We start from the raw sequence: 14,121 nt of genomic DNA, 5'->3' as shown, positions 1-14,121 counted from the left end.
TTCGTGCTTGTTCGGGCTGGGCCCTGCCAGCGTTGGGCTGGCGGCCGGGTCCGGTGGGTTCCTTTTTCCTCTTCCATGCACATACGCTTTTTGCACGTCGGCGCGGCCGCTGTGCTGTTTCTGGCGGGCTGCCAGGCCACCAAACCCCAGGCCGCCGGGCCCGCCCAAGCCGCCGCCGGGCCCGCCGTCGAAACCCTGGGGCCCGTGGCCGTACCGGCCAGCGAGTTTGCCTACGTGTACCGCAAAAACAACGGCACGGCCGCCGACTACGGCACCCGCCAGAGCGTGGCCGAGTACTTGGAGCTGTACACCAACTTCCGCCTGAAGGTGCTGGAAGCCGAGCGCCGCGGCCTCGACACCACGCAGGCCTTCCGGCGCGAGTTGGAGGGCTACCGCCAGCAGCTGGCCCAGCCCTACCTCACGGAAAAGAGCGTGACCGACCAGCTCGTGCGCGAGGCCTACGACCGCCTGGGCCAAGAGGTTAGCGCCGCCCACATCCTCATCCGGGTGGCCCCCGACGCGGCCCCGGCCGATACCCTAGCCGCCTACCAGAAGGTGATGGCCCTACGCCAGCAAGTAGCGGGTGGCGCCGACTTTGGGGCCCTGGCCCGGCAGCAAAGCGAAGACCCCTCGGCCAAGGAAAACGGCGGCAGCCTAGGCTACTTCACGGCCATGCAGATGGTGTACCCGTTTGAAACGGCCGCCTACAAAACGCCCGTCGGGCAGGTGTCAATGCCCATCCGCACGCGCTTCGGCTACCACCTCATCAAGGTGAACGACCGGCGGGCGGCGCAGGGCGAAATCAAGGTGGCCCACCTGATGGTGCGCGTGAACGCCCATGCCCCAGCCGCGGATTCGCTCACGGCCAAGAAGAAAATCGACGAGCTGTACGCCCGCCTGCGCAAGGGCGAGGGCTGGGATAAGCTGGTGGCCCAGTTTTCGGAAGATGCCGGCTCGGCTGCCAACGGTGGCGAGCTGCCGCCCTTCGGCACGGGCCGCATGATTCCTTCGTTCGAGGCCGCCGCCTTCCGGCTGCAAAAGCCCGGCGACATTGCCCCGCCCGTGCAGACGCCCTACGGCTGGCACGTCATCAAGCTGCTGGAGCGGCAGCCGGTACCGGCGTTTGCCACCATGGAAACGACGCTGAAAAACAAGGTGGCCAAGGACTCGCGCTCCGAGCTGAACCGGGCCGCGTTCCTCAAGCGTATCCGGCAGGAAGACCAGTTCCTGGAAATTCCGGCGGTCAAGGCTCAGGTGCTAGCCCGAGCTGATTCTTCGTTGGTGGCCGGCCGCTTCAAATACGCCGCCCCGGCCGCAGCTGCCGATGCGAAAAAGAAAAAGCCGGGCGCAGCCGATAACTCGGTGCTGTTCACCATCAAGCAGCAGCCCTATTATGCCAAGGACTTCTTGCAGTACGTGGCGCAGAACCAGCGCCCGCGCCCAGGGGCCCAACCGGCCTTCGTGATGGAGCAGCTCTACGACCAGTACGTGGACCAGCGCCTGACCGATTTTGAGAGAAACTCGCTCGATACCAAGTACGAAGACTATCGGATGCTGGCCAAGGAGTACCGCGACGGCATCCTGCTGTTCCAGCTCATGGACGAGAAGGTGTGGAGCAAGGCCATCGAGGATTCGGTGGGCCTGCAAAAGTTTTTCGCCGCCAACCAAGGCAAGTACCAGTGGGGCCCCCGCACCCAGGCCACCGTGGTGAGCGCCGCCACGCCAGCCCTGCGCAAAGAGGCCATGGAGTATTTCCGGGTTATTCCCCCACCCGTAACGCGGCAGACTTCGCGGGGTATCGTCACCACGGGCATTGCGGAAACCACGATGCCCACTACCAAGGGCATCCCGGCCACCGTCCGGTTCCGCCCCGGAACGGCCACCTTGCTACCGGCCAGCACGGCAGCCCTGGACGGCCTGGTGCGGCAAATGGCCAATGACACTACGCTGCGGGTGGACCTGAGTGCCCAGGTAAAAACCCGCGCCGCGGCCGTGCTGGGTGGGCAGCGCGTGGCTGCCGTGCAGGCGTACTTACTCGGAAAAGGGGCCCCGGCCCAGCGCTTCGGTTACAATACCACCGTCGGGGGCAAGCAGTCCAAACTGCCCGCTTCGGCCGACGCGCTGTACCTGAGCGGCTACACCCACGACCCCACGGCCATCGAGCAGCGCTTTAATGCTAAGAACCCGCTGGCGGTGCAAATTCAGCAGAAAGCCTTCCAGAAGGGCGACAGCAAGGCCGCCGACCAGTTCCTGACCAGCGCGCCCGGCACCTACACTACCCAGCTCGACGGCCGATACTACGCCGTCATCGTGACCAAGCAGCTACCCGCGGGCCCCAAGGCCCTAGCCGACGCTCGCGGCCAGGCCACCAGCGACTACCAGAATTTCCTGGAAAAGGAATGGATTGCCCAGCTCCGCCAGCAGTACCCAGTGCAGGTTAACCAGCCCCAGATAGACAAGCTCGTTACCAAGTAACTACCTACTAGCCAGCACTTTTAAGTGTAAAATAATCTTTTTCTTCAAGCCCCGGCCCGCTGGCCGGGGCTTTTTGCTGGCCGGCGGGTTGCAACCAACTTAGGGCCCCCGGGCTCCTTTTATTGCCGCGGGCCGTTTTGTGGTGAAATTTACGGGCGGCTTTTGGCGTTGCGCGGGCGTGGCAACGCGGGCGGCGGTAACTTTACGGCCCGGTTCCAACCGTTATCCTGAAATAGTTAAGTGATTATGCACAATCCATTGAATCGGCTGGTGGCCGCGGCGCTGTGCGCCCTGGCTTTGGTGCTGGGCGGGGCCCCGGCCGCGCAAGCCCAGTTGGGCGTGGGCCGGCCCAAGGGCCAAGACCTGATCGACGGCATCATCGTGAAAGTAGACAACCAGATTGTGCTGCGCTCCGATGTTGAAAACATCTACGCCCAGGAGGCCGCCCGCGCCGAAGGCAAGGCCCTGCCGCCCGACCTGCGCTGCAAAATCCTGCAAAGCCTAGTGCTTAACAAGCTCATGCTGGCCCGCGCCGACGTGGATTCCGTGACCGTGACCGACGCCAAGGTAGACGGCGAGCTAAGCCGCCGCATGGCCTACTTCGTGCAGCAGGTGGGCTCGGAAAAAAAGCTGGAAGAACTGTATAACAAGTCGGTAAAGTCCTTGAAAGACGACTTGCGGCCCCAGGTGAAGGAGCAGCTGGTGCAGCAGGAGATGCAGGAGAAAATCACCGGCAAAATTGCCGTGACGCCCCGCGAAGTCAACCAGTACTTCACCCGTATCCCGAAGGACAGCCTGCCTTACTACTCGACGGAGGTAGAAGTGGGCCAGATTGTGGTGCCCGCCCAGGTGAACGACGCCGCCAAGCAGGCCGCCGTGGCCAAGCTCAACGACCTGCGGGCCCAAGTGCTGGCCGGCGCGAGCTTCGAGGAGCTGGCCAAAAAGTATTCGGAAGACCCAGGCTCAGCTACCCAGGGAGGCCTGCTGGGCTTCTTCAAGCGCGGCGAGCTGGTGCCCGAGTACGAGGCCGCTTCGCGCAAGCTGGAGCCGGGGCAAATGTCACCGGTGGTGCAGTCGCAGTTCGGCTTTCACCTCATCCAATTCATTGAGCGCAAGGGCGATAGTTACTCCACGCGCCACATCCTGCTAAAGCCCGCCACGGGCGCTTCCGATGCTAGCGCCTCGGCCACGAAGCTGGCCCGCCTCCGCACCCAGATCCTGTCGGACAGCATCAGCTTCGCCAAAGCAGCCAAGGACAACTCCAGCGACAAGGCCTCGAGCACCAACGGGGGCCTGCTAGCCAACCGCCAGGACGGCGGCTCGCGCCTGCCCCTTGACAAGCTCGACCCGGCCATCTTCTTCACCATCGACACCATGAAGGTGGGCCACATCACCCCGCCCCTGCCCTACCGCACCGACGACGGCAAGGACGCCATGCGCATCCTGTACCTGAAATCGAACACCCCCCCGCACCAGGCCAACCTCGAAGACGACTACCAGAAAATCGCCGCCGCGGCCCTCAGCGAGAAAAAGAGCAAAGCTTTGGACCTGTGGTTTGTGAAAAACCGCGGCACCGTGTACCTTGAAGTGGTGCCCGAATACGCCCAGTGCAAGGTGCTCGACGTGGAGCTTTAGCTTGGCTGTTTGAATCAATGAAACGGTCATGCTGAGCCTGTCGAAGCATTTATCCCGCAGTAATAAATTGTAGTTAGTACGCGGGAGAGATGCTTTGACAAGCTCAGCATGACGGCCTCTCACCAATAATTGCTGGGGCCCCAGCCCCAACAACTCGCCGCTTTATCCGCTAGCATGACCAACGACAAAGAAGCCGCCGACGCCCTTGCGGCCCACTACCAGGCGCTGCGCCGCGAAATCGGCCAGGTTATCGTGGGGCAGGATGAGGTGGTGCGGCTGGTGCTCACGGCCGTGTTTGCCCAGGGCCACTGCTTATTGGTAGGCGTGCCTGGCTTGGCTAAAACGCTGCTCATCCAAACCATTGCCGACGCGCTGGATTTATCGTTCAACCGCATTCAGTTCACCCCCGACCTGATGCCGAGCGACATTGTGGGCTCGGAGACGCTGACCCAGCAGCGCGAGTTTCAGTTCGTGAAGGGCCCCATCTTCGCCAACCTCGTGCTGGCCGACGAAATCAACCGCACGCCGCCCAAAACCCAGGCCGCCCTGCTCGAAAGCATGCAGGAATACGCCGTGACCGTGGCCGGGCAGCGCTACCCGCTGGCGCGCCCGTTCTTCGTGCTCGCCACCCAAAACCCCATCGAGCAGGAAGGCACCTACCCGCTGCCTGAGGCCCAGCTCGACCGCTTCATGTTCAACGTGCAGCTGGGCTACCCCAGCTACGCCGAGGAGCTGAACATCGTGAAAAACACCACCGCCGACCGCCAGCACACGGTACGCAAAGTGCTGACGGCCGCCGAAATTCAGGCCTACCAGGCTCTGGTGCGCCGCGTGCCCGTGGCCGACAATGTGGTGGAATACGCCGTGAGCCTGGTGCACAAAACCCGTCCCCAGGGCGAGCGCGCTGCTCCCCGGGCCCAGCAGCTGCTGGAGTGGGGCGCGGGGCCCCGGGCCTCTCAATACTTGGTGGTGGCCGCCAAGTGCAACGCCCTCATCAGCGGCAAATACTCGCCCGACATTGAGGACGTGCGCGCCGTGGCCCTGCCCATCCTGCGCCACCGCCTGGTGCGCAACTTCAAAGCCGAGGCCGAGGGCGTGACGGTGGAACAGATTATCAAGGAGTTACTTTAATTCATTTAACAATTGTCATTTAACATTCAACAGGCAAATACTCCCTGGCCCGGTGATGTGAAATGATGCGCAGCCAGAATGGCTGTTAGATGTTAAATGCTAACTGTTAATTGAAAAATGGAATCCCAAGCCTACTACCAGCAATTTGAGCGCAACGTGCGCATCATCCTCGACGCTATGGCCGCTGGGCTCGACCTGCGTTCCACAGCCCTCGAAACCAGCCTGCCCATTGAGGTGTACGTGCTGTGCGAGGTGCTGAACCAGGGCGCCGGCGAGCAGTTCCGCCTCACCACCGAGGGTGTGGCCCGGCTGGGAGAATTCGAGCAGCAGTTCATGCAGCACGAGGGCCCCGCGCTGGCCGCCGTCCGGCACATTTTGGCCGACAAGCGGGCCCTGATGGCCACGCCCGAAGGCCGCGTGCTAACCAAGGAGATGCTCATCCGCCGCCTCGAATTCTTCAACGAAGCGGCCCGCCAGGTGAACGTGATGCGCACCCAGCACATGCTGGGTAGCCCCCGGCAGTACGCTGGGCAATAGGCCAGGCGAAGGGTCCTGGGGGCCCTAAAAAGCAAAAAGGGCGGGGCCAGCGGAATATTCCGCCGGCCCCGCCCTTTTTGCTTTTTACTCGCAAGCCTTATTCTTTCACTGCAGCCAGCGTAGCCATGTCGATGACGAAGCGGAAGGGTACTTTGCCTTTTTCCACGTCGGCGAATGCTTTGTTAATGTCTTGGATATCAATCAGCTCCACGTCAGCCGTGATGCCGTGCTTGCCACAGAAGTCGAGCACTTCTTGGGTTTCGGCGAGGCTGCCGATGAACGAGCCGGCCACGCTGCGGCGCTTGCTGGCCACCAGCATGTTGTTGGTGCCAGCGGCCAACGGCTCTAGCACGCCCACCAGCACGATATTGCCGTCGCGCTTCAGCAGTTCGATGTATGGGTTCACGTCGTGCGCCACCGGAATGGTGCTGAGGATGAAGTCGAACTTCTCCGCGTGCTTGAGCATAGCCGCGGGGTTCTTCGAGTAAATCACGTCGTGGGCCCCTATTTCCCGGGCACGGTCTTCCTTGTCCATCGACGTGGTAATGACCGTCACCTCCGCGCCCATGGCCACGGCCAGCTTTACGGCCACGTGCCCGAGGCCGCCGAGGCCCACGATGGCTACTTTTTGGCCGGGGCCCACTTTCCAGTGCTTTAGGGGCGAGTAGGTCGTCACGCCGGCGCACAGCAGCGGGGCCACGCCTTGCAGCCGGGCGCCCAGGCTGGTGGGCACGCTCAGTACGAATTTTTCGGTCACCACCAAGTGGTCCGAGTAGCCGCCGTAGGTGTTGGTGCCGTCGGGCTTGAAGGGGCCGTTATAAGTGGCCAGCATGCCGTTCTCGCAGTATTGCTCCTCGCCCTCGGCACAGGAGGCGCAGTGCTGGCATGAGTCCACCATGCAGCCCACACCCACGAGGTCGCCCACCTGGTACTTGGTTACTTTGTTGCCCACGGCCGTGACGCGGCCCACAATTTCGTGGCCTGGCACGCAGGGATACAGCGAGTTTTTCCAGTCGTTGCGTACCTGGTGCACGTCGGAGTGGCACACGCCGCAGTATTCAATGTGGATGGCCACGTCGTGGGCCCCGGGGGAGCGGCGCTCGAAGTGGAAGGGTACTAGCTTAGCATTGACGCTTTTGGCAGCGTAGCCGATGGCAGCGGACATAGGGAGAGGATTATTGGTTTTGGGAAAGAGCGGCGGGGCCCACGGCCGGGGCGGCAGGCAAGGTTTGTACTCCCGCGCCCCGCGCCGGGTTGCCGTCGGTGCGTTTATTACCGCCCCTTTAGTTGGGGCCCCGCCACCGAATAGGGCCCCGGCGCGCTCCAGCCGGGCCGTTTTGTCGTACGTAGGGCTTATGCCGCTTCCGCGTACTCCTCTGCTCACCACCCGCCTGCTACTGCGCCCCTACGAAGCGGCCGACGCCGACGCATTTTTTGCCCTGCTCCAGCACAACCAGGCCCGCCTGAATACCTCCTTCCCCGACCGCCTGCGCACCGTGCCCACCATCGCGGAGGCTCCCGGGGCCCTGGCCGCCTTTGCCGCCGATTGGGAGAGCGGGCGCTTCTACGTGCTGGGCATCTGGCTGCGCGCCACCGGGGCCTACCTCGGCGACATCTGCCTGATGCCCCAGCACGACGCGCAGGCCGAAATCGGCTACTACCTGGCCCGTGAAGCTGAGGGCCACGGCTACGCCCGCGAGGCCCTGGCGGCCGTGTGCGGCTTCGGCTTCGGGCCCGTGGCCAGCCGCCGCCTGCTCATCCGCTGCTTCGCCGACAATACCCGGGGCCAAGCCGTGGCCCTGGCCGCCGGCTTCCGCCTCGAAAACCCTGCCCCCCGCCGCGCCTGGTTCCGCAACGCCGACGCCGTAGGCCGCATCTACCGCTTCGTACAGGAGCGGTGAATGAGTAAGTTGGTGGGTGATTTCAGGATAATATAACGGTCATGCTGAGCTTGTCGAAGCATGATCACCTTGATTCACTCACTCATTGCCCCACGCGGGCGCGGCGGCCTACGTTGCCGAGCAGCCATTCCTGCCGGAAGTTGAGGTAGAAGCCAAACGAGAAATCCAGCAACTGCTTGTTGAAATCGTATACTGGCTCGACGCGCACCGTGAGGGCGGCCGCGTCGGAGATGCGGAAGTCGCGCAGCAGGCGCACCAGTAGCAGCCGGCGCTCGGCGTCGGTGAAGCCGGGCGTGCCGTAGCGCGAGGCAATGGACTGGTAGTAATTGCCGCCCAGGGGGGCAAAAAACTGGTGGCCCTGCCAGTAGCTCAGCATCACGTCGAGGTAGCGGGTTTCGAGCGTGCCGTTGAGGTACAGGCCCCGGCCATCCTGGAAAGGCAAGCGGTAGTTGGAAAACGAGTGGTCGTCGAACAGCAGGCCGTAGGCGTTCAGCCGCACCGCTTGCAGGGTGCGGCCCCGCAGCGGCACCCGCGCCACCACGCCCGTGGCGTAATTGAACAGCGTTTGGATAGGCGCGCGCAGTGTATCAATCTGCCCGCCCGCGTGCCGAGCCGTGAACTGCAGCGGCACGGAAACGTCCACTGGGGCCCCGGGCCGGGTGAGGCGGTAGCTGCCGCTGAGACCGCCGGCAATTTGTTCCTGGTAGTTGCTGCCCGCGTATTCCTGCTTCAGCCAGTCCACCCACACGTCCAGCGCCACGCGCTTGGTGTTCAGGCGGTATTGCAAGCCCTCCTCCAGCGGCACCAGCATCACGCGCTCAAAATCGAGCAGCGGCTCAACGTATCCGTGGTTGAGGTTTGCCCGGATGTTGCCGAAAATGAACTGGTGGGGCCCGTGCGTCCAGGTGGCACGGTAGGTGGGGCGCACCTGCCGCAGCAGAGGGGTTCCAAAATCCTTCCACAAGAACACGCCGGCCTCCAGGCGCAGCTCCTTGGTAGGATAATAAACAAGCTGCGGGTTGAGCTGCGTGCCAAACAGCGTGTAGCCCTCCACAATGTCGTTGAAGTACTCGTTGTCCTTGAAAAACGTGAAGGCGTTCAGGCTAATGCGCAGGTCACCGGCCTGGGGCGCGGCCCGGCTCGCGGCCGTGTCGGCGTCTTCCGCGAGCAGCGTGGGGTTTTTGCCGAACTTGGTCCGGCCCGGCTCGGGCGAGGTAAACGCCCGGTTATCCAGCTGCGCCTGCGCCTCTCCTACCGTAACCAGCAGGGCCCCAACAGCTACTAAAATTCTTAGAAGATTCCGCATAAATTTCCAATCTCAATGGCACAAAAACGCCCACCCCGGTGTTAGAAAAAGCCGCCCAAAAACAGCCGTATTGCAAGCCTTTGTTTTGTCTATATCGGCCGGGGCCAACCCACCAAAACACCGTAACTTTACCCAAACGTAATTCCTTTTTCCCAACTCCTCCCCCATGGCATTAGCAACCTCCAAGGCCCCCAAAGCCGAAAAAGTCGATAAACCCGACAAGGCCGAGAAAGGCGAAGTGAACGTCGCCGCCGAAAAGATGAAAGCCCTCCAGCTTACCCTCGACAAGCTGGACAAAGCCTACGGCAAGGGCACGGTGATGAAGCTCTCCGATAACAAGGTGGACGACATCCCGAGCATTAGCACCGGCTCGCTTTCGCTCGACATTGCCCTGGGTATCGGCGGGGTGCCCCGCGGCCGCGTGATTGAAATCTACGGCCCCGAGTCGTCGGGCAAAACGACCCTGACGATGCACATGATTGCCGAAGCGCAGAAGAAAGGCGGCATGGCCGCGTTCATCGACGCCGAGCACGCCTTTGATAAATCGTACGCCGAAAAGCTGGGCATCGATACTACCAATTTGCTAATCGCGCAGCCCGACAACGGCGAGCAAGCCCTCGAAATTGCCGACCAGCTCATCAGCTCCGGTGCCATCGACATCATTGTGATTGACTCCGTGGCCGCCCTCGTGCCGAAAGGCGAACTCGAAGGCGACATGGGCGACTCGAAAGTGGGCCTCCACGCCCGCCTCATGAGCCAGGCCTTGCGCAAGCTCACCGGCACCATCAACAAAACCGGCTGCTGCTGCGTGTTCATCAACCAGCTCCGCGAGAAAATCGGCGTAATGTTCGGCTCGCCCGAAACCACGACCGGCGGCAACGCCCTGAAATTCTACGCTTCGGTGCGCCTTGATATTCGCCGCATCGGCCAGATCAAGGAAGACAAAGACAACGTGACCGGCAACCGCACCAAGGTGAAGGTGGTGAAAAACAAAGTCGCGCCGCCCTTCAAAGTGGTCGAGTTTGACATCATCTACGGCCAGGGCATCAGCAAAGTGGGCGAGATTGTTGACCTGGGCGTCGACATGGGCATCATTGGCAAGTCGGGCTCGTGGTTCAACTACGGCGAAACCAAGATTGGCCAGGGCCGTGAGGCCGTGAAAACCCTGCTGCTCGACAACCCCGAGCTGGCCGAAGAAATCGAAGCCAAAATCCGGACCATGGCCAAGGGCGACGAGGACGTCATCCCCGTGGACATGAGCATTCCGGAAGACGGCGAAGACACGCTGTAGATAGATTTAAAACTTTTCGGTTAAAATTTAAAATTCAATGTTTTAACTTTTAACCGAAAAGTTTTAACTTCTCAAAGAGAAAGGCCCGCTGCAATCCGCAGCGGGCCTTTTCGCGTTTTTATTTGGGCCCTGGCACCGCATTTGTCTAGCATCGGTCGTTGGTTACGCCTTAGATTTACCCCTACTGCCCACCTCATGCGCCGCTGGATTTACGCTGCTCCGTTTGCTTTGCTGCTACTCGCCGCCCAGTCGGCCACGGGGCCCGGCGAGGCCGTGCGCTACCTGCCGCAGGCCAGCTTCGGGCGCGGCGAGGTCATCAACTACAAGGTGCACTACGGCCTCATCAACGCCGCCGAGGCCACCGTGGAAACCAGTGGGGCCCTGGAGCGCGTAGCCGACCGCCCCTGCTACAAGGCCACCGTGAGCGGGCGCACCATCGGCTCGTTCGACTTCTTTTTACGCATCCGCGACCAGTGGCGGGCCTACATCGACACGGCCAGCATTTTGCCCATGCGCGCCCAGCGCGACATCACCGAGAAGGGCTACCACAAAAAGGAAACCGTGGATTTTGACCAGCTCCGCGCCGTGGCCGACGTGCAGGACCACGACAAGGACAACCCCACCCGCACCTCGGTGAAGGTGGCCAACAACTGCCTGGAGCTGGTGAGCGGCTTTTATTACCTGCGCACCCTCAACCTGGAGCGCATGCGCCCAGGCGAATCGGTGAAGATGCCGGCCTATTTCGACGGCTCCAACTTCCTGCTCGAAGTGGTATTCAAGGGCCGCGAAACCGTGGAAACCAAAGCCGGCACGGTGCGCGCCTTTAAGCTGGTGCCCAAAATGCCGGCTAACAAGATTTTTAAGGGCGAAAACGCCATTTCGGTGTACCTCTCCGACGACCGCAACAAGATTCCGGTGCTCTTCCAGGCCGAGCTGTTTGTGGGCGCTGTGAAGGTGGACATGTACCAGTGCCGCGGCCTGCGCGCCCGCCTGAACCTGGTGCGCTAGCCCACGGCTAGGGCCCCCAGCAAGCCCGCCCCCAGGGGCCCCCAGAACCGCGTCACACAAACGTAACACTGCCTTGGCGCAACGCGGCGGTAATTTTGGGGCAACATTCCACCTAAGCCCCCGCGCTATGAGCACTGCGAAACCGCCCGTTTACAAAGTTCTGGTGGTCGACGACGACCCGGACATCGTGGAGCTGCTGGAATTCAACCTGAAGAAGGAAGGCTACCTCACCGCCTCGGCCGGCGACGGCCGCCAGGCCCTGGAAGTGGCCGCCGCGTTCGGCCCCGACATCATCCTGCTCGACGTGATGATGCCCCACCTCGACGGCATTGCCGCCTGCCGCCTGCTGCGCGAACAACCCCGCTTCAAGGATACCTACATCCTGTTCCTGACGGCCCGCGCCGAGGAGTTTTCCGAAGTAGCGGCCTTCGATGCCGGGGCCGACGACTTCATTGCCAAGCCCATCAAGCCCCGGGCCCTGCTCAGCCGCCTAGCTGCCCTCAAGCGCCGCGACCAAGACCCCCACGCCGCCGTGGAAGCCATCGAAATCAACGGCTTGCGCATCGACCGCACCGGCTTTGCCGTGTACCAGGAGGGCCGCAAAATCACGCTGCCCAAGAAGGAATTTGAACTGCTGGCCTTTCTGGCCGCCGCGCCCCACAAAGTGTTCAACCGCGAAGAGCTGCTCCAGAACATCTGGGGCAACGACGTATTTGTGCTGGCCCGCACCGTGGACGTGCACGTGCGCAAAGTGCGCGAAAAAGTGGGCGACCACCACATCCAAACCATCAAAGGCGTGGGCTACCGCTTCAACGCCGACTAGCTTCGATGAGCAGCAAGCAATTGACAGTGAGCAACGGCCGTTACGGCGGTTGCTCATTTTCTTTGCGCTTCACTGCGTTCCTTGGGAAGACGCATTTTCTTTCAGAATTGCCAACCGCTCACTACTAACTGATTAAATGAATTTCTCGTCCCGCACCGTCGCCATCCTCATCGCGCTGCTGGTGGCGGGCGTGCTCACGGCGTGCGCGCTGGTGGTGCCGGGGCTGCCGCAGCGCGAGGCGTTTCTGGCGGGCGGCATCACGGTGGCCGCTTGCTTTTTGCTGGTGTACCTAACGTTTGAGGCCCTGATTTTTCGGGAGATCAACGGCATTTATGCCGGCCTGGAGCACATCAAGCGCAAGGAGTTCAAGAAGCTGAGCAACAAGTTTTTGTTCCGGCCCGAGCCGGTGAAGCGGGTACGCGACGAGATTTTGCAGATGGCCGAGCGCCGGCAGCAGGAAATCGACGAACTGAAGCGCCTCCAGGCCCTGCGCCGCGAGTTTCTGGCCGACGTGTCGCACGAGCTGAAAACGCCGCTGTTTGCCGCCCAGGGCTTTGTGCACACCGTGCTCGACGCCGAGGGCCCCGACGACATCGACCCCGCCACCCGGCACAAGTTCCTCACCAAAGCCGCCACCAGCCTCGACACGCTCGACGCCCTGATTCAGGACTTGGTCACGATTTCGCAGCTCGAACAGGGCGTGGTGCGCCTGCGCCGCCAGCGCTTCGACCTGGTGGCTTTGGTGCGCGAAATATTTGAGCTAGTGGAGGAAAAAGCCCGCCGCCGCGGCACCACGCTCGAGCTGCTACCGCCCAAGTACGCCACCGCGGGCTTGCCCGTCATCGCCGACCGCAACCGCATCCGCCAAGTGCTCATCAACCTGATTGACAACGCCGTGAAGTACGGCCGCGACCAGGGCCAGGTGCGCGTGTCGTTGGTGGAAAGCAACCGCGGCGTGCGCATCGTGGTGCGCGACGACGGCCCCGGCATTGCCCCCGAGCACCAGGCGCGCATCTTCGAGCGCTTCTACCGCATCGACAAAAGCCGCTCGCGCGAGTCGGGCGGCTCGGGGCTGGGGCTGGCCATCAGCAAGCACATCGTGGAGGCCCACAAATCGAGCATTCGGGTGAAGAGCGCCGTGGGAGAGGGCACCACCATGGAGTTCAAGCTGCCCAAGCCCAAGGTGGTGCCCGGGGCCCCCTAGCCCGGGGCGGGGCCCCCAGCCGTACCTTTGGGGCCCTTATGAAGCTCCCGAATTTCGCCGACCTGATCCTGTTCGAAAGCGACGACTACCTCGTCGTCAACAAGCCGCCCTTTCTGGCCACCCTCGACGAGCGGGTGGGCGGGGCCCCCAACATGCTGCGCATGGCGCGCCAGCACTACGACGACATCCAGGCCGCCCACCGCCTCGACCGCGACACCAGCGGGGCCCTGGCCTTCGCCAAGCACCCCGAGGCCTACCGCCACCTGGCCATGCAGTTTGAGAACCGGGAGGTGAAAAAGCAGTACCACGCCGTGGTGTGGGGCACCCCGCGCCTGGAGCACCAGCTCGTGGACCGCCACATTGAAACCACCACCCGCGGCAAGGCCCGCCTCGCCTACAAGGGCAAGGAGGCCGAAACTTACTTCACCACGCTCGATAATTATGCCCGCCACTCCCTGGTGCTGGCCGAGCCCGTGACCGGCCGCATGCACCAAATCCGGTTGCACTTGCAGTACCTCCAGGCCCCCATCGTGGGCGACGGCATGTACGGCGGGGAAGATTTTTTCCTCTCGTCGCTCAAAAAGAAGTTCAACCTTAAGGAGGGCGAGACCGAGCAGCCGTTCATCAAGCGCTTTGCCCTGCACGCCATGCGCCTGCAATTCGCAGGCCTCGGGGGCGAAGAAATTGCCGTGGAAGCCCCCTACCCCAAGGACTTCCGGGTGCTGGTGGACGTGCTGGCCCAGAACCGCTAGGGGTTTGGTTGTCAGTTGTTCGTTGTCAGTTACTAAATTCAGACCCTAAAAACGGACA

At 62.4% G+C, this 14,121-nt stretch carries 12 protein-coding genes; 10 read left to right on the top strand and 2 right to left on the bottom strand.

The genetic code is table 11. The features are described 5' to 3' along the window. Nucleotides 1–75: 75 nt before the first annotated feature. From EAH73_RS05480 to EAH73_RS05465, 4 genes are all read left to right on the top strand, one after another. Nucleotides 76–2,475 (top strand): peptidylprolyl isomerase, encoded by a 2,400-nt coding sequence (locus EAH73_RS05480; protein WP_140465489.1) that lies wholly within the window; start codon nt 76–78, stop codon nt 2,473–2,475. A gap of 246 nt (nt 2,476–2,721) precedes the next feature. Continuing rightward, nucleotides 2,722–4,110 (top strand): peptidylprolyl isomerase, encoded by a 1,389-nt coding sequence (locus EAH73_RS05475; protein ID WP_240047152.1) that lies wholly within the window; start codon nt 2,722–2,724, stop codon nt 4,108–4,110. Between the two features lie 174 nt (nt 4,111–4,284). After that, complete coding sequence (locus tag EAH73_RS05470) at nt 4,285–5,241, top strand: AAA family ATPase (RefSeq protein ID WP_140465488.1); 957 nt, start codon at nt 4,285–4,287, stop codon at nt 5,239–5,241. Between the two features lie 117 nt (nt 5,242–5,358). Beyond that, nucleotides 5,359–5,778: a hypothetical protein gene (locus EAH73_RS05465; protein WP_140465487.1), complete on the top strand. Its 420-nt coding sequence runs from the start codon at nt 5,359–5,361 to the stop codon at nt 5,776–5,778. A 97-nt stretch (nt 5,779–5,875) separates the two neighbouring features. On the opposite strand, the gene EAH73_RS05460 is transcribed toward EAH73_RS05465, so the two are convergent. Continuing rightward, the gene (locus EAH73_RS05460; protein ID WP_140465486.1) at nt 5,876–6,943 is read right to left on the bottom strand and encodes an NAD(P)-dependent alcohol dehydrogenase; all 1,068 of its coding nucleotides are present in this window, start codon (nt 6,941–6,943) and stop codon (nt 5,876–5,878) included. A 190-nt stretch (nt 6,944–7,133) separates the two neighbouring features. On the opposite strand from EAH73_RS05460, the gene EAH73_RS05455 reads away from it, so the two are divergent. Beyond that, on the top strand, nt 7,134–7,679 hold the full coding sequence (locus EAH73_RS05455) for a GNAT family N-acetyltransferase (protein WP_161599454.1): 546 nt from the start codon (nt 7,134–7,136) through the stop codon (nt 7,677–7,679). Nucleotides 7,680–7,761: 82 nt separating this feature from the next. Here EAH73_RS05455 and EAH73_RS05450 read toward each other — a convergent pair whose 3' ends face one another. Beyond that, complete coding sequence (locus EAH73_RS05450; protein WP_140465484.1) at nt 7,762–8,985, bottom strand: hypothetical protein; 1,224 nt, start codon at nt 8,983–8,985, stop codon at nt 7,762–7,764. A 259-nt stretch (nt 8,986–9,244) separates the two neighbouring features. Here EAH73_RS05450 and recA point away from each other — a divergent pair, with 259 nt between their 5' ends. The 5 genes from recA (at nt 9,245) to EAH73_RS05425 (ending at nt 14,063) form a co-directional block, all read left to right on the top strand. Further along, nucleotides 9,245–10,276, top strand: coding sequence for a recombinase RecA (gene recA / locus EAH73_RS05445; RefSeq protein WP_240047178.1), 1,032 nt, complete (start codon nt 9,245–9,247; stop codon nt 10,274–10,276). Nucleotides 10,277–10,471: 195 nt separating this feature from the next. Further along, a complete protein-coding gene (locus EAH73_RS05440) occupies nt 10,472–11,284 on the top strand; it encodes a DUF3108 domain-containing protein (protein ID WP_140465483.1) in 813 nt (270 codons plus the stop codon). Between the two features lie 127 nt (nt 11,285–11,411). Beyond that, the gene (locus tag EAH73_RS05435) at nt 11,412–12,107 is read left to right on the top strand and encodes a response regulator transcription factor (RefSeq protein WP_140465482.1); all 696 of its coding nucleotides are present in this window, start codon (nt 11,412–11,414) and stop codon (nt 12,105–12,107) included. A gap of 136 nt (nt 12,108–12,243) precedes the next feature. Next, a complete protein-coding gene (locus EAH73_RS05430) occupies nt 12,244–13,311 on the top strand; it encodes a sensor histidine kinase (protein WP_140465481.1) in 1,068 nt (355 codons plus the stop codon). A gap of 38 nt (nt 13,312–13,349) precedes the next feature. After that, complete coding sequence (locus EAH73_RS05425) at nt 13,350–14,063, top strand: RluA family pseudouridine synthase (RefSeq protein WP_140465480.1); 714 nt, start codon at nt 13,350–13,352, stop codon at nt 14,061–14,063. The last annotated feature ends 58 nt before the right edge of the window (nt 14,064–14,121 follow it).

The organism is Hymenobacter nivis, from assembly GCF_006439025.1.
Classification (GTDB): Bacteria; Bacteroidota; Bacteroidia; order Cytophagales; family Hymenobacteraceae; genus Hymenobacter; species Hymenobacter nivis_A.
Note: the sequence above shows the minus strand (reverse complement) of the source record. Positions and strands in the feature narration are given on the sequence as shown.

Bases quoted from the DNA above. Each gene is read 5' to 3' on its own strand.
- EAH73_RS05480 (WP_140465489.1), top strand. From the start codon at position 76: ATGCACATACGCTTTTTGCACGTCGGCGCGGCCGCTGTGCTGTTTCTG.
- EAH73_RS05475 (WP_240047152.1), top strand. From the start codon at position 2,722: ATGCACAATCCATTGAATCGGCTGGTGGCCGCGGCGCTGTGCGCCCTG.
- EAH73_RS05470 (WP_140465488.1), top strand. From the start codon at position 4,285: ATGACCAACGACAAAGAAGCCGCCGACGCCCTTGCGGCCCACTACCAG.
- EAH73_RS05465 (WP_140465487.1), top strand. From the start codon at position 5,359: ATGGAATCCCAAGCCTACTACCAGCAATTTGAGCGCAACGTGCGCATC.
- EAH73_RS05460 (WP_140465486.1), bottom strand. From the start codon at position 6,943: ATGTCCGCTGCCATCGGCTACGCTGCCAAAAGCGTCAATGCTAAGCTA.
- EAH73_RS05455 (WP_161599454.1), top strand. From the start codon at position 7,134: ATGCCGCTTCCGCGTACTCCTCTGCTCACCACCCGCCTGCTACTGCGC.
- EAH73_RS05450 (WP_140465484.1), bottom strand. From the start codon at position 8,985: ATGCGGAATCTTCTAAGAATTTTAGTAGCTGTTGGGGCCCTGCTGGTT.
- recA (WP_240047178.1), top strand. From the start codon at position 9,245: ATGAAAGCCCTCCAGCTTACCCTCGACAAGCTGGACAAAGCCTACGGC.
- EAH73_RS05440 (WP_140465483.1), top strand. From the start codon at position 10,472: ATGCGCCGCTGGATTTACGCTGCTCCGTTTGCTTTGCTGCTACTCGCC.
- EAH73_RS05435 (WP_140465482.1), top strand. From the start codon at position 11,412: ATGAGCACTGCGAAACCGCCCGTTTACAAAGTTCTGGTGGTCGACGAC.
- EAH73_RS05430 (WP_140465481.1), top strand. From the start codon at position 12,244: ATGAATTTCTCGTCCCGCACCGTCGCCATCCTCATCGCGCTGCTGGTG.
- EAH73_RS05425 (WP_140465480.1), top strand. From the start codon at position 13,350: ATGAAGCTCCCGAATTTCGCCGACCTGATCCTGTTCGAAAGCGACGAC.